At 56.3% G+C, this 17,947-nt stretch carries 18 protein-coding genes and 5 pseudogenes; 17 read left to right on the forward strand and 6 right to left on the reverse strand.

The genetic code is table 11. The features are described 5' to 3' along the window. Positions 1-918: 918 nt before the first annotated feature. From JKP78_RS17990 to JKP78_RS18015, 6 genes and pseudogenes are all read left to right on the forward strand, one after another. A pseudogene (locus tag JKP78_RS17990) lies at positions 919-2,165 on the forward strand (RHS repeat-associated core domain-containing protein); the annotation flags it as partial. Positions 2,166-2,321: 156 nt separating this feature from the next. Then, positions 2,322-2,504 (forward strand): annotated as a pseudogene (locus JKP78_RS25500) (NucA/NucB deoxyribonuclease domain-containing protein); the annotation flags it as partial. A gap of 10 nt (positions 2,505-2,514) precedes the next feature. Next, positions 2,515-2,967 carry a competence protein ComJ gene (comJ, locus tag JKP78_RS18000; RefSeq protein ID WP_186690104.1) on the forward strand — a complete coding sequence of 151 codons (453 nt, stop codon included), beginning with the start codon at positions 2,515-2,517 and terminating at the stop codon, positions 2,965-2,967. Positions 2,968-3,153: 186 nt separating this feature from the next. Then, entirely contained in the window at positions 3,154-3,558 is a 405-nt protein-coding gene (locus JKP78_RS18005) for a hypothetical protein (RefSeq protein ID WP_186690102.1), read from the forward strand. Between the two features lie 372 nt (positions 3,559-3,930). Beyond that, the gene (locus JKP78_RS18010) at positions 3,931-4,308 is read left to right on the forward strand and encodes a DUF2750 domain-containing protein (protein WP_200627118.1); all 378 of its coding nucleotides are present in this window, start codon (positions 3,931-3,933) and stop codon (positions 4,306-4,308) included. A 365-nt stretch (positions 4,309-4,673) separates the two neighbouring features. Next, entirely contained in the window at positions 4,674-5,006 is a 333-nt protein-coding gene (locus tag JKP78_RS18015; protein ID WP_186690098.1) for a hypothetical protein, read from the forward strand. A 403-nt stretch (positions 5,007-5,409) separates the two neighbouring features. On the opposite strand, the pseudogene JKP78_RS25295 reads toward JKP78_RS18015, so the two are convergent. Further along, positions 5,410-5,574, reverse strand: a pseudogene (locus JKP78_RS25295) (helicase-related protein); the annotation flags it as partial. A gap of 442 nt (positions 5,575-6,016) precedes the next feature. Between JKP78_RS25295 and JKP78_RS18025 the strand changes: the two are divergent. From JKP78_RS18025 to JKP78_RS18040, 4 genes and pseudogenes are all read left to right on the forward strand, one after another. After that, complete coding sequence (locus JKP78_RS18025; RefSeq protein ID WP_186690096.1) at positions 6,017-6,424, forward strand: hypothetical protein; 408 nt, start codon at positions 6,017-6,019, stop codon at positions 6,422-6,424. A 36-nt stretch (positions 6,425-6,460) separates the two neighbouring features. Continuing rightward, positions 6,461-6,616: an RHS repeat-associated core domain-containing protein gene (locus JKP78_RS25505; RefSeq protein ID WP_186690094.1), complete on the forward strand. Its 156-nt coding sequence runs from the start codon at positions 6,461-6,463 to the stop codon at positions 6,614-6,616. A 40-nt stretch (positions 6,617-6,656) separates the two neighbouring features. Then, positions 6,657-7,325, forward strand: a pseudogene (locus JKP78_RS18035) (IS3 family transposase); the annotation flags it as partial. Positions 7,326-7,435: 110 nt separating this feature from the next. Further along, the gene (locus tag JKP78_RS18040; RefSeq protein ID WP_200627120.1) at positions 7,436-8,017 is read left to right on the forward strand and encodes a hypothetical protein; all 582 of its coding nucleotides are present in this window, start codon (positions 7,436-7,438) and stop codon (positions 8,015-8,017) included. Here the strand turns inward: JKP78_RS18040 and JKP78_RS25165 are convergent. The 5 genes and pseudogenes from JKP78_RS25165 to JKP78_RS18060 all read right to left on the reverse strand — a co-directional run. After that, positions 8,014-8,220, reverse strand: a pseudogene (locus JKP78_RS25165) (IS5/IS1182 family transposase); the annotation flags it as partial. The gene JKP78_RS18040 and the pseudogene JKP78_RS25165 overlap by 4 nt on opposite strands. A 421-nt stretch (positions 8,221-8,641) precedes the next feature. Beyond that, positions 8,642-9,511, reverse strand: coding sequence for an AraC family transcriptional regulator (locus tag JKP78_RS18045; protein ID WP_200627121.1), 870 nt, complete (start codon positions 9,509-9,511; stop codon positions 8,642-8,644). 98 nt (positions 9,512-9,609) lie between these two features. Next, on the reverse strand, positions 9,610-10,080 hold the full coding sequence (locus JKP78_RS18050; RefSeq protein ID WP_200627122.1) for an arsenate reductase ArsC: 471 nt from the start codon (positions 10,078-10,080) through the stop codon (positions 9,610-9,612). 26 nt (positions 10,081-10,106) lie between these two features. Beyond that, positions 10,107-11,390, reverse strand: a complete 1,284-nt coding sequence (locus JKP78_RS18055) for an arsenic transporter (RefSeq protein ID WP_200627123.1) — start codon at positions 11,388-11,390, stop codon at positions 10,107-10,109. A 21-nt stretch (positions 11,391-11,411) separates the two neighbouring features. Beyond that, positions 11,412-11,759 (reverse strand): metalloregulator ArsR/SmtB family transcription factor, encoded by a 348-nt coding sequence (locus tag JKP78_RS18060; RefSeq protein WP_200627124.1) that lies wholly within the window; start codon positions 11,757-11,759, stop codon positions 11,412-11,414. Between the two features lie 195 nt (positions 11,760-11,954). Here JKP78_RS18060 and JKP78_RS18065 point away from each other — a divergent pair, with 195 nt between their 5' ends. The 7 genes from JKP78_RS18065 (at position 11,955) to JKP78_RS18095 (ending at position 17,947) form a co-directional block, all read left to right on the forward strand. Further along, a complete protein-coding gene (locus JKP78_RS18065) occupies positions 11,955-12,509 on the forward strand; it encodes a helix-turn-helix domain-containing protein (protein ID WP_200627125.1) in 555 nt (184 codons plus the stop codon). A 27-nt stretch (positions 12,510-12,536) separates the two neighbouring features. After that, entirely contained in the window at positions 12,537-13,883 is a 1,347-nt protein-coding gene (locus tag JKP78_RS18070; RefSeq protein WP_200627126.1) for a glutamine synthetase family protein, read from the forward strand. Positions 13,884-13,959: 76 nt separating this feature from the next. Beyond that, positions 13,960-14,733 carry a gamma-glutamyl-gamma-aminobutyrate hydrolase family protein gene (locus tag JKP78_RS18075; protein ID WP_200627127.1) on the forward strand — a complete coding sequence of 258 codons (774 nt, stop codon included), beginning with the start codon at positions 13,960-13,962 and terminating at the stop codon, positions 14,731-14,733. 67 nt (positions 14,734-14,800) lie between these two features. After that, entirely contained in the window at positions 14,801-16,159 is a 1,359-nt protein-coding gene (locus tag JKP78_RS18080; RefSeq protein ID WP_200627128.1) for an aspartate aminotransferase family protein, read from the forward strand. A 125-nt stretch (positions 16,160-16,284) separates the two neighbouring features. After that, positions 16,285-16,839 (forward strand): helix-turn-helix domain-containing protein, encoded by a 555-nt coding sequence (locus JKP78_RS18085; RefSeq protein ID WP_170029128.1) that lies wholly within the window; start codon positions 16,285-16,287, stop codon positions 16,837-16,839. Between the two features lie 107 nt (positions 16,840-16,946). Continuing rightward, positions 16,947-17,630 (forward strand): HAD hydrolase-like protein, encoded by a 684-nt coding sequence (locus JKP78_RS18090; protein WP_186690079.1) that lies wholly within the window; start codon positions 16,947-16,949, stop codon positions 17,628-17,630. 2 nt (positions 17,631-17,632) lie between these two features. Further along, positions 17,633-17,947, forward strand: a complete 315-nt coding sequence (locus tag JKP78_RS18095) for a chorismate mutase (protein WP_186690077.1) — start codon at positions 17,633-17,635, stop codon at positions 17,945-17,947.

Below are 17,947 nucleotides of genomic sequence, written 5' to 3' on the forward strand. Positions count from 1 at the left end.
TGAAAGCGTTTATTAAGGGTCGTATATGAAGTTTCTATGTCTGGTCGATGTTGCCGTTAGCGAGAAGTAGAAAGCCTTAAAGCGAGCGAAGCAGATTTAAGCGTTTTGTTGAAGGCTGAACGGAGTACAGCAGATGATTAATTCTGAAAACATGCGAGGAGCTATGGCAATGGAGATCCGAGATGCTCGCCGAGTGGCTTCGGAATAGGGCAGTCTAGAAAATACAATGTGGCTATGCAAGAAATGCTGGATTACTCCAAGTGTCAAGGGTGTTTGGTGAAAAAAGATAATGAATGACCAAGAGCTTTCTAGGTGGAAGCAGAAACTACAGTCACTTGATCCTTATGAGTCTGAGGTAGACTGAAGGATTTTTTTCGAACTTCTCGATGAAGTGCAAGGGCGTACCAATAAAGAGGCTGTTGGTGTTCTACTAGATACATTCACTAATGCTGATGATTATGGGGTGCAGGAGAGGGTGTTAGTAGTCTTGGATGGGGCAGATCCTATAGAGTTTGCTAGCGAACTTTCGAAATGTTTTGAAAGGTTTCTGGCTAGATCGAGTGAGAAAGAATGGCCGTTGATTTTGCTTGGGCGGGTTTTTAATACCGGGGATGCCAATTGGGTCGCGCCAATAATTGATGCTGCGCAATCAAATCCAGTCCTACGAAATTTCTTACGGAGTGATGATTTTTTGGCGGAGTACCCGGAGGTTAAGGCAATATTGAATAAGGCGGGAGTATAGTTATGCATGATATCTGCATGCTTAAATATGCGGTTCTAACGTAGTTCGTCGCCCCTCTTTAACGGCAAGAACATATGTCGCTGCTACGTCATCCTCGAACGCATCAGACTGTGGCCGGAGCCTTGCCGGAGGTGAGCAAAATCCGGTTGGTCACAAGGTAGCGTGCTGACATACGCAGTGGCCTCGTGCTGGGCATGACCCTCGACCAGCACGAGCTGCTGGCCTGCGAGCGCGATGACCTGCACCGCGAGATTGTGCGGAGCTGATGCAGGCCCAGAGCTGGGACCCGGCTGGCCGCCTGCAAGAGCAGTTGCTGGGTAGCCACGACGGCAAGTCCACGTTGCTCAAGTGCCAGTACCAGTACGACGCCGTGGGCCAGTTGACCGATATCCACGTCACCCGCCGTGGCCACCTGGCCTATCAGTACGACCCGGTTGGCCGCCTGCTGCAAGCCACCAGCCGTCTCGGCGTCGAAACCTTCGCCTTCGACCCGGCCGGCAACCTGCTGGACGACAAGGCTCAGGAGCTCAATCGCCCGCTGGAAAGCGACCCGCGGCGCAACAAACTGATGGACAACCTGCTGCGTGAATACGCTGGGACCCACTACCGGTACGACGAACGCGGCAACCTGATCCATCGCCTGCACAACGGCGAAAAGGCGCGCCTCAGCTGGGACCTGTTCGACCGTTTGGTGCGCTTCGACGATGACAAGCTCAGCGTGGTGTACAGCTACGACGCTCTGGGCCGCCGTCTGCACAAGCACTCCACCGCGCACCACCAGGATGATCCGCGAGCGGGCAGCGGCTGGAACCAGATGCAGCGGGCCAAGCGCCAGCGCGAACTGGGTTGTGGTTACACCTTGTATGGCTGGGATGGCGATAACCTGGCTTGGGAAAGCTCACCGCCGCAGGGTGAGGGCGAGACCGGGCGCACCGTGCATTACCTGTATGAGCCGGGCAGCTTTGTGCCGGTGGTCCAGGCACAACGAAACAGCCCGATCCGCCTGCTGCGCCAGCCGGACTGGAGCGATCGGGAATACGATTTCGATCAGGACCCGCTGTGGCACACCGAGGTCAAGCCGCAGGCATTCGATGCGATTCTCTGGTATCAGTGTGACCATCTGGGTACGCCGATGGAGCTGACCGACCATAACGGTGAGATGGCATGGACGGCACAGTACAAGGCATGGGGTGAGGTCAAGGAAACCCGCTCGGAGTGGGCCAAGCAAGTCGGCCTGAGCAACCCGATGCGGTTCCAGGGGCAGTACCATGATCATGAGACCGGGCTGCATTACAACCGGTATCGGTACTATGATCCCAGGGTTGGACGGTTCGTAAACCAGGACCCGATTAGCTACGCTGGTGGATTAAATCTTTTCGCTTACGCGCCTAGCCCGGTCAATTGGACCGACCCTTTGGGTTTGACCTCTGATTGGGCGTTAGAGGTGAATATGCCATATGAACGATACCCGGAAGCATCCCAGCATATACTGGACGCTCAGGCTCAAGGGCATCCGAGTATCTTGACATGGGACCCTAAGGATGCACCTAAGCGAAGAAGAGAATCCCAGGGCAATAAGCCGAAAGTCCCAGAAATGGATCTAGATGAATATCCTCCGGCATCAACGCGCGAAGGGGGGAAAGGGGCAAGTATTAGAGCGATTTCGTCTTCCGACAACCGAGGGGCAGGGGCGTTCCTAGGTAATAAGTGTAGGAATCTGAAGCCTGGAGAAAAATTTAAAGTTAACGTGATTAAGGAATGAGATAAAAATTATGAATATTTTGGTTTCGTACAATCAAATCTGTGTGTTTGACTCAAATTTAGATGAGCCGTTCAATGACTGGTCAGATAACCATGTCAAACAGGGTTTTAGTTGGAGAGAGGGGAGCGTTTCTTTCGGAGCGGTTGAAAATGACGATACTGACTTGGAGGTGGTGGTAAGTAGCTTAAATCCAGCGATCGATTCTGCCTCGTTTCGTGCGCTCGCAGTCCCGTTTGTAGTTCCTGAAAGCGGGATGATCACTGTTGGGAGTATTGGCGATGAACATGATGTGGAAATTCCAGCGGGTGTTTACAAGTTAATCTATGAGCTCGGGCGAAAAAAAGGGCAACCATGGTGTCGCCTAACGTTCTGCGTGGCTTCTGATCCAGTCCCAGAAATAATTCTTGCTGATGAGGAAATATCTGACTGTATTGAGTTCGATATGAAAGCACATCCCGCTTGATCCTTCGGGCTGTTCGCGGTGGCGGTCGTAGATGTACGATTCAAGGATGCGAAAGCAAACTTAGGATGGTGTATCAGAGGTGGTTGGGAGGAATTAGCATATCTTGCCGGCTGGCAACAGACACATAGAGACGGGCGTCACGTTGGAGGCCTGGAACTCGCCGCTTTGTGGCGTTCCGGATACGGTTTGAATGGCGATGACATCGTGTTCTTTGCCGAAGATCTGTTCGGTATCCAATTCTGCCTACACGGGAACGAGGTGCTAAGTTTCGACCCCGAGACGGTAAAATTCTCATTCCTTTCTGCCAGACTGGAGGAGTGGGCAGCTAAGATCCTGGCGGATTATGACTATGTGACAGGGTATTCACTGGCCATGCATGGCAAACAGAAAATGGCGCATTGGAGCAAGGCGACAGATTGGCTGACGGTTGTGAATGGAATTGGTCATGCAGAAAAAAGTCTGATTAATGCCGGGGTAACACATGTTGACGCTAGTCGAGGGGGTTGCTTAGCTTGCGAAGCCATGATACGTGAGAGCTCTGTTTCAACAGATACGCAATTCACAGGCAAAAGAAGTAAGAGTAGAAAATGATGAAGATCGATTATGCGCAGTTAAAAATTTGCCGCGGAATGCCATTTCATTATTTTGCTGCTAGGTGCGGAGCGAATCGCTTCTGCATACACTTCATTTGCACAAAAATACGGATTGTTGGATGTTAATGCTGCTGTTATTTCGAAACTTTATGATCTGATGAAATAGCTGATCAGGCTCAGTGTTCTGCCATCTCCACATCGTACTATGTTGCAGTGAAGTATGAGGAAACAGTTATGAGGGCGAGCCGAAGCGGGATAGAGGTTTAGCATATGTAATGCAGCGGCGAAAGATCGCTTCTGCTGTCGTCACTCTAGACTGCAAGGTGCAGACCTTCACAAAAACTCAGCACAAGATAGGAGGGTATTGAGAATGCACGATAAAAAAGTTTTAAATGTATCCTCTCTAAGCCCAGAGGAGAGGTTTGAATTTTTTATCAGAAAAGTTGCGGATTTTGAGGTTGTTTGGGGGTTGTATGATGAGGGCTGGGCCACTGCTGCCCTAGAAGGAAGCGTTGTGGTGCCGTTTTGGCCTGAGGAGGAATTTGCTAAGCGCTGTGCGACGGATGTATGGAGTGATTTCTCGCCGCGAAAAATTTCTATTGATGACTTTTTATATAAGTGGCTTCCAGGTATGCATTCCGACTCTCGATTGTGTCAAGTATTTCCTGTGCCAGGAGATGCGGGAGTGGTAATTTCTCCATCTGCTCTTGAAGTTGCTTTGCGAGAAGAGCTTGAAACATACGAGTAAATATTCTCTTTGGGACACGAGTACCTTCGCCAGGACTAACATGACTGCTATGTGTTCGGCTCGTATTCCGGAGGCCAATGGTTATGAAACAAGTCTGCACTACAATCGATACCGTTGCGATCCGGCCGTTGGCCGTTCTTGCTGATGAGGAGATATCTGGCTGTATTAAGTTCGATATGGAAGCACATCCAGCCTGATTCTTCGGGCTGTTCGCGGTGGCGGTCGTAGATGTGCGATTCAAGGTTGCGAAGGCAAATTTGGCAAAGCAAATAAATGGTTGGAAAAGAAATTTAATGGTTGAGGCTTTATAGGTCGCTCCACTAGTCCTTGTGATAGGTGTATCAGAGGTGGTTAGGAGGGATTAAATGAGCGATTATCTGGTATGGGATATAGATGGCGTGCTTGAAGCATATGCTAATATTCCAGAATGGCATGCTAGCATTGGTAGAGCCCTTGAGAATTTATTCCTCTTTATGGAGAGTAATGGGCTACTGAATTGCCGGGTAAGTGATGAAAACGGCAAGGTGGTAAAACGCATCATTATGAGTAGTGAGATTGCTGCAGAGGGCGACTTGCTATCAAATGGTCGTAACAATGCGGTTGATAAATGGCTACGTTCAAAAGCGAGACTAAAAGATCCAGATGATTTGAAGTCTCTTGAAAAGGCTTTGGCAGATATTCGCGCTAAGAGGTCCTAGTTGCACTACTTCTTGAACTGGCTAACCAATCGGTGTCAGAGCTCATTGGGCCATACATGGAAAACAGAAAATGGCGCATTGGAGCAAGGCAACAGATTACTGCCAAAAGTCCCGTTTGAACTCAAAGATCAGAAATTTCCAAGAACGATCGTGCCCTGAGCTTTGCTGCTGGACGCCTTTTTCAGTTTTCGACACTGATTGCACTGAAGTGGTCAGTCATTGGACACAACTCTAGAGAGTTTGGCTATTGAGCCAAAAGGCCTTACAGAAGCTCAACCGCCGATCTCCCGTACGAATCAACGGCTGATAGTCGTGGCAAGCATAGCCTTGGCCAAGGCGTCCTGTTGCTCTTCGGTTCAATGAGCTCCAAGCTGACCTGACGCTTTGCTGAGAGCATCTGCTACAGCTGCTGGTCAATGCTGTTTTCTACCAGCGGGATTTTCACGATCAACGTCCTGAGCTGGCCGTTCCTGTACGCACGGTCTTCGGCTTGATCTTGCTGCCCAGGTGTCCAGGGAAGGCCCAGGAAGAACACGTAGTTGGCGGCCGTGAGGTTATTTCCAGTCCCAGGACCCGATCAGTTACACCGGTGGTTTGAACCTGTCTGCGTATGCGCCGAACCCTATCGAGTGGGTCGACCCGTTAGGGTTGTGGAAAGGGCAGCCGCGGCAGGCGGGTGGTAGGTTTGGGGCGGGGAAAGATCCATCCAAGCCATGTCCGTGTGAATCGGATGGTACCCATGGGAATAGCCACAATTCGACCAAACCTGCGATTGGCTACACACTGAGACATCGAAAGTCGGGTGAGGTTATGAAGTATGGCGAAACTACAATGGGTAAAAAGCGGTACACGCAAAAATACCTGGACGATAATGGTGTGGAAATGCAAGAGGAAGTATCTGGGAGCAAGAAGGAAATGCACTCTTGGCAGCATAAAAAATCCTTGAGTATAAGGCCGCAAATGGTGGCAAGAGGCCGCCATTAAATAAAAGTGATTACTAGGAGTCACTGATGGATTTTTGGATGTCGAGCGAAAAGCACATTCTAGTAGGTGATTCAGAGAGAGTTGCGCGTAATACAGTCGAGCCTGTTGTCTCTGAGTTGCTCGAAGGTATCGAGCTCTCATGTGGTGCAAAAAAATGGAGTGTCATAACTATAGTTATGCCCGACGAGCGGATTGGTGATTATCCGGAAGTTAAGCGTTACCACAAGGCAAGGCAAGTTGTTGAGCTTCGTGTGCAACTGCCTTTCTATAAGTTTAAAGAGGCAGATAGCTCCCAGCAGATTGGCTTGGTGCTTGATGCATTAATGCGCTCGGTCGACCTGATGAAGGAGATAAAAAGTTTGAAGCTGACCGGTGAAGAATATTCCATGCTTAAAACAATCGTTGAGAAGGCCCGGTTGGAGCTAAAAGTATAGGGCAGAATTATATTGGTCTCCTAGGGGCGTGATTGCTTGCTCCCAGAGGCGGCACTTATTAGCAGACAAGCTGAGCAAGTTGGCCCGAGCAATTCAATCCGCTTTCAGGGGCAGTATCACGACCCTGAGGCTAAGCTGCACTACAACCATAATCGAGACTTTGATCCGAAGGGTGGGCGATTCATCAATTAGAAGTCGATCAATTTCAACGGTGGCTTGAGCCTATTTGCCTGACCTACTTGAGCTGGGAGAGACATGCGGGCGAAATCGAGTCGGTCGTTTGATGCAGGCAGAGGGGTTGCGTTCGCAAACAGGCTATCGCCGTCGACCTGGGTTTTATGGCGGAAAACCAACCGTGGCCTCGCCCAACCACCTTGCTCGGCAGTTCAAGGTCAGCGAGCCGAACAAGGTCTGGGTGACAGATATCACTTACATTCGCACCTATGAAGGATGGCTTTATCTGGCGGTAGTGCTGGATCTCTTCTCACGCCAGGTAATTGGTTGGTCAATGAAGCCAAGGATGTGCAGCGACCTTGCTATCGACGCAATGCTGATGGCCGTGTGGCGACGCAAGCCACAGCAACAAGTGATGATTCATTCAGACCAAGGCAGTCAATTCAGTAGCTCAGATTGGCAAAGCTTCTTGAAGGCCAACAACGTCATTAGCAGTATGAGTCGGCGAGGAAACTGCCACGACAATGCCGTAGCCGAGAGCTTTTTCCAGCTTTTGAAGCGGGAGCGAATACGACGAAAGATCTACGCAACGTGTGACGAAGCCCGAAGTGATATTTTCGATTACATCGAGATGTTCTATAACCCAAAACGTCGACACAGCAGCGCTATGCAGCTGTCTCCCGTAGAATATGAGAAACGCTATTTTCTGAGCTTGGAGAGTGTCTAGGAAACCAGGGGCGATTCATACGTCTCATAGCGACAAACAAGGCGAGTGGAAGGTTGGTATAGGAAAATCTGAGCCAGAACGAAAGAGAAAAATAACAGTAGGGATGAGTGATGCAAAAGTTATCAAAATTGAAAAATAGCTTTTCGTTAAGCGATATCAACTTCGGCGGATTAAGTGCTTCGGTTAATTGGGTAGGGTATTTTGGAAAAAAACATGGTTTCTCGCTTTCGCTGGTAGATGAGGCTGTTTCACTGTTTGAGGGCTTTTTTGGGTCAAGCAATGAAAGAGTTGTGATTCTTACGGCGCTTTCGTTCGACGACGAAAGAGAGAAAGATAAGGAAGTAATCAGAAGGTATCGGCATATTTATGAGAAAATGAAATCTAGGCGATTGCTTTTGCCTATGACTAACGAGTATGAAAGTTTTAGGTTTGGGGAAGCCCCCTTGGCCGCAAGTTCTCTGAGCTTAAGTCTTGATTATGCTGACTTCATTGATCTTTCAAGATTGATGATGTGTTATTCGGGTGTAATTGGATATCAGTGTTTCTATATTGATCCATTTTTAAGTGTTGCAATTTATCCTCATGACGATGTGGGTTATGGTTGTATTGCCTTGAATGGAAACGAGACAGTGTGTCGTGAATTTCTGATACATTGCTCAGAGAGTGATAGCTTTAAAGTTGTCCTGGATTAGTTTCTGTGCGAAAAGAGATGTCGCAAACACCGCATGAAACAATGCCGGCGAGATTTTGGTCGTATAGCTTTTCGCGCGTTTGTCGAAGCGTGTCCCGATACGGTGACTTCCTTTCAGGCCGCCAAACATGGCTCGATGATGTTGCGTTGCCGGTACTTGGATTTATAAAGCAGCTTGGGTAAGCCAGGCTTGGGTTTGCGCTTGCTACTACTGGGACAAGCAATTCCTCTGCTGGAGGGGACTGGGTGAAGCTTTCTGTAGAACTCATCCTCAATGGCAGAAACGAATTAAGCCTGTAGGAGCAGCGCATATTGTGGTGGCGTGGAGGAAAGGAAATACTCTAGCGCCAACTCTTTAATGTGCCTGTTAGGCATGGCTGTATAACCTGAACTTTGACGGTTGTGGTTGGTCTGCCGAGTGAATCGATACGTTTCTGAAACTTTTAGGTTGGGACGGGTTAAGTGAAGAAGACATTCCTTGGTCTGCTGAAGGCCGCTTAACTGCACACATCTGCTACCCCACCCGGTAGCCCGAGCAGGGTGGATTAGGGGGAGTGGCATAGTCTAACCATTTGCCAAGCATGGACGACTGATGGGCAGTCCGCAAACGCCTCAACCCCCCAACCTACTTCAGCGGAACGTAAACATCCGTCTCCCACTGCTCCACCGGTGTATCCGGGTACGCGCTCAAGTAATGAAAGAACAGCGGATGGTCACGCAGCTCTTCATTACTCGACGGCAACCAGTCCCGATACAGCGGATAGATCGTCTCACCGATGTAGTCCGGCGAGCCACGATGGCGAACCACCGCACAGCGCCCCGCCGGTAGGGTCAGCTCTTGCACACCAAAATCATTGGGCAACACGGCCCCGTCTATCTCCCCGCAAATCGCGAAGCGAAAATCCTGCGCCGGGGTGGTGTCCGGGTTGTCGTACGGAATGCCGAAGGTACGGCTGCTGGCCACCGGTGACTGGCCACTCTGCAGACGCCACTGCTGAAAACGCGCGACGCTGTCGCCGAGGCTGGCCGGCGCGCCGCGGTGTTCGAGCGCGGCTACACGGGTTTCGGCAAAGTCCACGATACGTATCTGCACGGTAATACTCCTGGATAACTGGGGAACAACGAATACCGCACTCCAGGTGTGCCAGTTAGGGGCCTTGGCGAATGCGCTCGGCGTCATGCCGAAGGCTCGCCGGAACGCCCTGGCAAAGGCCTCGGGGCTTTCGAACCCGGCCGCCGACGCGGCCTCCAGTACCGAAGCGGCAGGCGAGGCGGCCAGCTGATGGGCCGCGCGCCGCAGCCGCATCAGTTGCACATAGCGCGAGACCGGCACGCCCATGTACGCCGAAAACTGCCGATGAAAGTGGAACGCCGAAAAGTGGGCGATCCGGCTCAAGGCAGCTACCGACAGGTCACCCTCAAGATGGCGGTCGATATAGGCAAGCACGGCCTCGAACCGTTTGGCATAAGCATGGCCGTACGGTTGGTCAGTCAACGCAGGATGTCTCCGGGAAGTGCGGTGGGTGCTAGCATCCGCCGTTTCGCCAGCATCGTGCCTAGCCGTGGTTGCTCTTTTTTAACACCCTCGGGAGTTCACAATGCGCCGATGCGATCCAGCTCTCTTTGCAAGCCGTCGCGATCCAGTGAGGCAAACGGCAAGCTGAAGAATGCTTCGCAACGCTTGCGGATATGCCCCAGGGTAGCGCGGAAGGCGGCGTCGACCAGCGTTTCGTCACCCTGGACCTCGGACGGGTCTTCCAGCCCCCAATGGGCTTTCAGCGCAGCGCCGAAGTATACCGGGCAGGCTTCGCCGGCGGCCTTGTCGCAGACGGTGATGACGATGTCCGGCGGGTTGCCTGCGAAGGCATCGTTGCCCTTGCTGCTGAGGCCCTCGGTGGCTATACCGGCGCGCTGCAGGGTGGTGAGGCTGCGTGGCAATACCTGCCCCCTGGGGAAACTGCCGGCACTGATCGCCTCGAACCCTGCAGGCGCCATATGGTTGAACAGGGCTTCGGAAAGGATGCTGCGGCAACTATTGGCGGTGCACATGAACAGAACTCGCATGGAAACTCCTCGCGTGGGGCGAAATATCAGAGGCTCAGGCGCAATGCCAGCGCCGACAGGGTGATCAGCAGCACGGGCAGGGTCAGCAAAATGCCGACCTTGAAGTAATACCCCCAGGTGATACGCACGCCCTTGCGTTCCAGCACATGCAACCACAACAGCGTGGCGAGGCTGCCGATCGGGGTGATCTTCGGCCCCAGGTCACAGCCGATCACGTTCGCGTAGACCATCGCTTCGCGCACCAGCCCCTCGGCGCCACTGCCCTGGATCGACAGGGCGCCGACCAGCACGCTGGGCATGTTGTTCATCACCGATGACAGCAGTGCCGACAGCAGGCCGGTGCCGATGGCCGCGCCCCATACGCCCTGCTCGGCAAAGCGCTCGAGCAGATGGCTGAGGAAGTCGGTCAGGCCAGCATTCTTCAGGCCGTAGACCACCAGGTACATGCCAAGGGAAAAGATCACTACCTGCCACGGCGCTTCGCGCAGCACGCGGCGGGTGGAGATCCGGTGGCCGCGGGCGGCGACCGCGAACAGCAACGCCGCGCACACGGCCGCGACCGCGCTGATCGGGATACCGAGCGGCTCCAGGGCGAACAGGCCGACCAGCAAGACCAGCAGCGTCCACCAGCCCACCACGAACGTCGCCTGGTCGCGAATCGCCGCGCGCGGCACCTGCAAGGCCTCGACGGTGTACTGCTTCGGCAGGTCGCGACGGAAGTACAGGAACAGCACCAGCAAGGTGGCGGCCACGCTTGCCAGGTTCACTGGCACCATCACCGAGGCGTACTCGGCGAACCCCAGCCCGAAGTAGTCGGCGGAGACGATGTTCACCAAGTTGGACACCACCAGCGGCAGGCTGGCGGTGTCGGCGATGAAGCCCGCAGCCATGACGAATGCCAGCGTGGCTGCCGGCGAGAAGCGCAAGGCCATCAGCATCGACATGACGATGGGGGTGAGGATCAGCGCCGCGCCATCGTTGGCGAACAGTGCCGATACCGCGGCGCCCAGCAGCACGCAGAAGGCGAACAACCGGTAGCCGCTGCCGTTGGCCCAGCGCGCCACGTGCAGCGCCGCCCACTCGAAGAAACCGGCTTCGTCCAGCAGCAGGCTGATGATGATGACGGCGATGAAGGTGGCGGTGGCGTTCCAGACGATGGCCCACACGGTCGGGATGTCGCTCAGCGATACCGCGCCGGCCGCCAGCGCGATCAGCGCACCGAGCGCGGCGCTCCAGCCGACGCCAAGGCCCTTGGGTTGCCAGATGACCAGGATCAGGGTGAACAGGAAAACGGAAGATGCGACTAGCATGGCACGCTCGAAGAAAGTGGTTCAGCAGCAGGAGGTGGTTCGGACAGGGCGACCGTCCATGTTCTGCAGGCGCTCGGTGTTGGCTTGCAGCCATTGGGCATTGGCTTTCAGGGTCAGCTGCAGCAGCTCGACGGCCCAGTCGGGCAGGGCCGGGTTGAGGCGGTAATACACCCATTGGCCTTGGCGGCGGTCCAGCAGCAAGCCACTGCTGCGCAACTGCGCCAGGTGCCGGCTGATCTTCGGCTGGCTGTCGCCCAGGGCGCACATCAACTCGCACACGCAGAGCTCGCCGAGGCTGGCGATCAGCAGGGTGGCACGTGCGCGGGTTTCGTCGGCCAGGCTTTTGAAGAGTTCTGGGGGACTGATCATGCTGGGGCTCGTTACATATGGATAGGCGAATATACGAATTTCCATATGTTATGAGCAAGTACCGCATAGCCAGCGAGCCAGACGGCTTGCCAGCACGACACCAGCGTCATGAAAGCGAGTGGGCTTGACTCGTGAAATTTTTGCTGTATTTTTTCATGAAAAATAACACTGAAAATTTCACGACAGTCCGAATCGATGAAGATGCACGAAGAGGTTGAAGCCCTCGCGATCCTTATTCACGACCTGCGCAAATTCAAGAACCTGACCCTGGGCGAACTGGCCGCGCGCATCAACCGCTCGGTGGGCTTCCTGTCCCAGGTCGAGCGTGGGGTTTCGCGCCCGAGCGTGGCCGACCTCACCGCTATCAGCGAAGCGCTCGGCGTCTCCACCGCGTACTTCTACAACCTGAGCAAGCCCCGTGGCATCAGCTGGGTCACGCGCCCTCACGAACGGCGCACGCTGTACCTGGAATCGGGCATCACCGATGTATTGGCTTCGCCGAGCATCACCGGTGCCTTTGCCATGCTCGACAGCTGTCTCGAGCCAGGCGCCTGCAGTGGCGAGCCGTACCTGACCGACCGTTCCGAGCAGGGCTGTTTCGTGCTCGAAGGCGAACTCACGGTATGGCTGGACGACGGCGATGCCGTGACCCTGCAGGCCAACGACTGCTTCCAGCTGCAACCCCATGCGCAATTCCGTTACGCCAACCTGACGGAAACCACCACCCGTGTGCTCTGGGTCTTCAACTGAATTCGTTCACCTCACAAGGACAAGAAGATGAGTGTCATCTTTCCGGATCTGCTGGCAGAAGTGCGCGCGTTCCGCGCCAAGTATCCAGAAATACGTTATGTCGACCTGATTGCGCTGGATATCCCCGGGCACTTCTACGGCAAGCGCTACCCCATGGACATGTTGGAGAAGGTGGCCGCCGGCATGCCGTTGAAACTGCCGCAGAACTGCGTGTTGCTGGGCACCCAGGGTGGCCTGTACCCGATCGGTGACTACTGCTTCGCCGATGGCGACCCGGATGCCGTCCGGCGCCTGGTGCCGGGTACCCTGAAGCCGGTGCGTTGGGAGCAGCAAGTGATCGCGCAGATGCTGATCACCTCCGATGGCACCGCCCAGCCGATCGAATTCGAGCCCCGTGAGGTGCTGGCCCGCGTGCTGCAGCGTCTGGCCGGGCGCGGCATTCATCCGGTGGTGGCCTTCGAGCTGGAGTTCTACCTGTTCGACCGCCAGCTGGCCAACGGCCTGCCGCAGTACCCGCGCGACACGGCAAGCGGCGACCCGGACGACCAGCCGAACATGCACATCGAGCGGCTGTCGCGCTTTGCCTCGGTGCTGCACGAGATGGTCGACGTTGCCAACGAGCAAGGCGTGCCGGCGAACGTGATTACCGCCGAGTTGGGCCCGGGCCAGTTCGAGATCAACTTCTCCCACAGCGACGATGCCCTGAGCGCAGCCGACTGGTCGGCACTGTTCTGCCGCAGCACGCGTGGTGTGGCAATGAAACATGGCTATCGGGCCAGCTTCATGAGCAAGCCGTACCTGGACGCGCCGGGTAGCGGCATGCATGTGCACGTCAGCCTGTACGACGGCGCCGGCAACAACATCCTGGCGGGCGCCGAGCAGCGCAAGCTGCGCCACGCCGTGGCAGGCTGCCTGGAGCTGCTGCCGCACTGCATGCCGATCTTCGCCCCCAACCACAATGCCTACCGCCGCTACGGCGCGATGGTCAATGCGGCGAGCAAGGCCAGCTGGGGTTTCGAAGATCGCGATGCGTGCATTCGCATCCCCGAGTCCGACCCGCGCAACCTGCGCATCGAACACCGCCTTGCCGGCGCCGACGCCAACCCGTACCTGGTGCTGGCCGCCATTCTGACCGGCATGGAGCATGGCCTGGACCAGGGCCTCGAGCCCATCGCCCCGCTGAACGACAACCGCCAGAGCGGCATTGATTTCCCCAAGGAGGCGTTCAGTGCCCTGGCCGCCATGCGCCACCACCCGGTGGTCAACCAAGGCCTGGGCAGTGAGTTCGTGATGGTCTATTGCGAAAACAAGTACCAGGAGCAACAGGACTTCATGCGCCACATCGATGCCCGCGAATACCGCTGGTTCCTGTAGCGACCTGGGCTCCCCCCGAGCCTTCTCTTTCTAGCGTTGCAATACAACGCGCAACATGGATTTGCCGGAGGAAGATATGCCACGTGTGCCCGTGATCGGCATTACTGCATGCACCCGCGTGATCGAGCAGCATGCCACCCAGACCATCAGCGAGAAGTACGCACGCGCGGCGGCCCAGGCGGCATGCGGGTTGCCGATCGTGATTCCCAGCCTCGCCGAGCTGATGGACAGCGCCGATATCCTCGACGTGGTGGATGGGCTGATTTTCACTGGTTCGCCGTCCAACATCGAACCGTTCCACTATCACGGCCCGGCCAGTGCTGCCGGCACTCACCATGATCCGCTGCGGGATGCCACCACCTTGCCGCTGATGCGTGCGGCCATTGCTGCTGGTGTGCCGGTGCTCGGCATCTGCCGCGGCTTTCAGGAAATGAACGTGGCGCTGGGCGGCAGCCTGCACCAGAACGTTCACGAGACCGGGCTGTTCATGGACCACCGCGAAGGCAAGGGCGAGCCCATCGAGCAGCAGTATGGCCCGCGCCACGCGCTGCATATCGAACCCGGCGGCATGCTCGAGCGCATGGGGTTGCCGGCGCTCATCGAGGTCAACTCCATCCACGGCCAGGGCATCGATGTGCTGGCTCCAGGGCTGCGGGTGGAAGCGCTGGCACCCGATGGCCTGGTCGAAGCGATATCGGTGGAGCACAGCAAGGGGTTTGCCCTAGCCGTGCAATGGCACCCGGAGTTCCAGGTCATGCACAACCCGCACTACCTGACCATCTTCCAGACCTTCGGCAAGGCCTGCCGGCAACGTTCGGTACTGCGCCAGAAGCTGATGCTGTCCGCCTGAACACCACCGTTCGCAACTTACAAAAATACGGCGCGGCCCGGCTGCGCAAGCAGATGGAGTGAAAGCAATGAGTGAACAGAATCCCCAAACCCTGGCCTGGCAGGCGATGAGCCGCGACCATCACCTGGCGCCGTTCAGCGATGTGAAGCAACTGGCCGAGAAGGGCCCGCGCATCATCACCTCGGCCAAGGGTGTGTACCTGTGGGACAGCGAAGGCAACCAGATACTCGATGGCATGGCCGGCCTGTGGTGCGTGGCGGTCGGCTATGGCCGTGATGAGCTGGCCGAAGTCGCCAGCCGGCAGATGAAGCAGTTGCCGTATTACAACCTGTTCTTCCAGACCGCGCACCCGCCAGCGCTGGAACTGGCCAAGGCGATCGCCGATGTCGCCCCAGCCGGTATGAACCACGTGTTCTTCACCGGCTCCGGCTCTGAAGGCAACGACACCGTGCTGCGCATGGTCCGTCATTACTGGGCGATCAAGGGCCAGAAGCAGAAGAAGGTGATCATCGGCCGCATCAACGGCTACCACGGCTCCACCGTGGCCGGCGCAGGCCTGGGGGGCATGAGCGGCATGCACCAGCAGGGTGGGCTGATCCCGGATATCGTGCATATCCCGCAGCCGTACTGGTATGGCGAAGGCGGCGACATGACCGAGGCCGAGTTTGGCGTGTGGGCGGCCGAGCAGCTGGAGAAGAAGATCCTCGAGGTTGGCGTCGACAACGTCGCTGCCTTCATCGCCGAACCGATCCAGGGCGCCGGTGGCGTGATCATTCCGCCGCAGACCTACTGGCCGAAGGTCAAGGAAATCCTCACCCGGTACGACATCCTGTTCGTCGCCGACGAGGTGATCTGCGGCTTCGGCCGAACCGGTGAGTGGTTCGGCAGCGACTATTACGGCCTCAAGCCCGACCTGATGACCATCGCCAAGGGCCTCACCTCCGGCTACATCCCCATGGGCGGTGTGATCGTGCGTGATGAAGTGGCCAAGGTGATCAGCGAAGGCGGCGACTTCAACCACGGCTTCACCTATTCCGGCCACCCGGTGGCGGCCGCGGTAGCCCTGGAGAACCTGCGCATCCTGCGCGATGAGCAGATCATCGAGCAGGTGCGCAAGCAGACCGCGCCTTACCTGCAGCAGCGCTTGCGCGAGCTGGCCGACCACCCGCTGGTGGGCGAGGTGCGCGGCCTGGGCATGCTCGGTGCGATCGAGCTGGTGCAGGACAAGGCCACCCGCGCCCGTTACCAGGGCAAAGGGGTCGGCATGATCTGTCGCCAGCACTGTTTCGACAATGGCCTGATCATGCGTGCCGTCGGCGATACCATGATCATCGCGCCACCGCTGGTGATCAGCATCGCGGAAATCGACGAACTGGTGGAAAAGGCCCGCAAGTGCCTGGACCTGACCTACGAGGCTGTTCGTTAAGCGCCAGCCAGTGTCATCCGGGGCCGCAAGGCGGCCCCGATCTGCCCACTTGAAACCTTGCTTTGTGCAATGAATCCTGTACTTTTCAGGGCATCAATTTCCCTGTCCGATAGTCGCGATTCAACATGAAAGTGCACGAAGAGATCGAAGGCCTGGCCGTACTGATTCGCGACCTGCGCAAGTTCAAGGGCCTGACCCTGGGTGAACTGGCCCAGCGCATCGGCCGTTCGGTGGGTTTTCTTTCCCAGGTCGAGCGCGGCGTCTCGCGGCCAACCGTGGCCGACCTCACGGCCATCAGCGAAGAACTCGGTGTCTCCACCGCCTATTTCTACAAGCTGGACAAGCCGCGCGAACTCGACTGGGTCACCCGGCCACACGAGCGCCGTACGCTACACCTGGCCGGCGGCATCACCGATGTGCTGGCATCGCCCACCATATCGGGGGCGTTCTCCATGCTCGACAGCCACCTGGAGCCGGGCGCCAGCAGCGGCGAGGAGTACCTCGACGACAGCTCGGAACAGGGCTGCTTCGTGCTGGAAGGCGAACTGACCGTCTGGCTGGATGGCGGTGAGCCGGTAACGCTGCGCGCCAGTGACAGCTTTCAGCTGCAACCGCATGCCAGTTTTCGTTACGCCAACCTGACCGACAAGCCCACCCGGGTGCTCTGGGTGTTCAGCTGAGTCGATAGCACTCAAGGCCTGTAACAGTTATTAACGCGCCTGGTCATCAGGCGCAGGATCATGCGGCTGTCAGGAAGACTGCCAGCACGCCAGGAAGGATCCCTCACATGCCATACCGACTTGTCATTTTCGATTTTGACGGCACGCTCGCTGATTCATTTCCATTCTTCGTTGCGGTGTTCGACCAGCTTGCCGACAAGCATGCCTTCAATCGCATTCACCCGGAAGAACTGGACGGGTTACGCAAGCTGGGGGCCCGGGAAATCATGTCGCATATCGGCATGCCGCGCTGGAAATTGCCGTTGGTAGCGCGAACCTTCATGGGCCTGATGAAGAAACATCGTGGCTCGATCGCGCTGTTCCAGGACATCGCCGATACGTTGCGCCATCTTGATGAGCAGGGGTTGATCCTGGCGGTGGTATCTTCCAATTCCAGGGACAATGTCACGCAAGTGCTGGGCCCCAGCTGTCGCCATATCCGCGCCTTCGAGTGCGGGGTTTCCATTTTCGGCAAGGCGTCGCGCTTGCGTCGGGTCATGCGCAAGTTCGGCGTGGCACCAGAGCAGGTCATCTATATCGGTGACCAACCTACCGATGGTGAAGCCGCCGCAACGGCCGGTATCGCCTTCGGCGCGGTTGCCTGGGGCTATGGAACCCATGAAGCATTCGGCACGCTTCACGACCATGAGTGGTTTGCCGAGGTAGGCGAATTACGCCGCCTGGCAGCAAGCCCTGTCTCTTCAGCAACTGGCTGTTTCACGCCACCTCAGGCACATGAAAAGGAAGTCTGAAAATGCAAACGGATGTACGTTGTACTTCGCTGGACGAAGTCCGTCAGCGTATCGATGAGATCGATCGCAGTCTCGTTACGCTTCTCGCCAAACGCGGGCAGCTTGTGACCCAAGCGGCCCGCTTCAAGAAAACCACCGACGATGTGCGCGCACCTGCGCGGGTCGAACAGGTCATCCGCAAGGTGCGTGACCTGGCTGACGAAACCGGTGCCTCGGCTGAAGTCGTGGAGCAGGTCTACCGGGCGATGATCTCGGCTTTCGTCGCTGAAGAGCTGGCCACCCATGCGCAGCTGGCCAAGCAGCCTTCAGCGTCTTGA

Origin of the sequence: Pseudomonas sp. LAM2023 (genome assembly GCF_016620375.1) — a bacterium.
In the GTDB taxonomy this organism is placed as follows: Bacteria; Pseudomonadota; Gammaproteobacteria; order Pseudomonadales; family Pseudomonadaceae; genus Aquipseudomonas; species Aquipseudomonas anuradhapurensis.

Coding starts and splice junctions, on each gene's coding strand:
- comJ (WP_186690104.1), top strand. CDS start 2,515: ATGAATATTTTGGTTTCGTACAATCAAATCTGTGTGTTTGACTCAAAT.
- JKP78_RS18010 (WP_200627118.1), top strand. CDS start 3,931: ATGCACGATAAAAAAGTTTTAAATGTATCCTCTCTAAGCCCAGAGGAG.
- JKP78_RS18015 (WP_186690098.1), top strand. CDS start 4,674: ATGAGCGATTATCTGGTATGGGATATAGATGGCGTGCTTGAAGCATAT.
- JKP78_RS18025 (WP_186690096.1), top strand. CDS start 6,017: ATGGATTTTTGGATGTCGAGCGAAAAGCACATTCTAGTAGGTGATTCA.
- JKP78_RS18040 (WP_200627120.1), top strand. CDS start 7,436: ATGCAAAAGTTATCAAAATTGAAAAATAGCTTTTCGTTAAGCGATATC.
- JKP78_RS18050 (WP_200627122.1), bottom strand. CDS start 10,080: ATGCGAGTTCTGTTCATGTGCACCGCCAATAGTTGCCGCAGCATCCTT.
- JKP78_RS18055 (WP_200627123.1), bottom strand. CDS start 11,390: ATGCTAGTCGCATCTTCCGTTTTCCTGTTCACCCTGATCCTGGTCATC.
- JKP78_RS18060 (WP_200627124.1), bottom strand. CDS start 11,759: ATGATCAGTCCCCCAGAACTCTTCAAAAGCCTGGCCGACGAAACCCGC.
- JKP78_RS18065 (WP_200627125.1), top strand. CDS start 11,955: ATGAAGATGCACGAAGAGGTTGAAGCCCTCGCGATCCTTATTCACGAC.
- JKP78_RS18070 (WP_200627126.1), top strand. CDS start 12,537: ATGAGTGTCATCTTTCCGGATCTGCTGGCAGAAGTGCGCGCGTTCCGC.
- JKP78_RS18075 (WP_200627127.1), top strand. CDS start 13,960: ATGCCACGTGTGCCCGTGATCGGCATTACTGCATGCACCCGCGTGATC.
- JKP78_RS18080 (WP_200627128.1), top strand. CDS start 14,801: ATGAGTGAACAGAATCCCCAAACCCTGGCCTGGCAGGCGATGAGCCGC.
- JKP78_RS18085 (WP_170029128.1), top strand. CDS start 16,285: ATGAAAGTGCACGAAGAGATCGAAGGCCTGGCCGTACTGATTCGCGAC.
- JKP78_RS18090 (WP_186690079.1), top strand. CDS start 16,947: ATGCCATACCGACTTGTCATTTTCGATTTTGACGGCACGCTCGCTGAT.
- JKP78_RS18095 (WP_186690077.1), top strand. CDS start 17,633: ATGCAAACGGATGTACGTTGTACTTCGCTGGACGAAGTCCGTCAGCGT.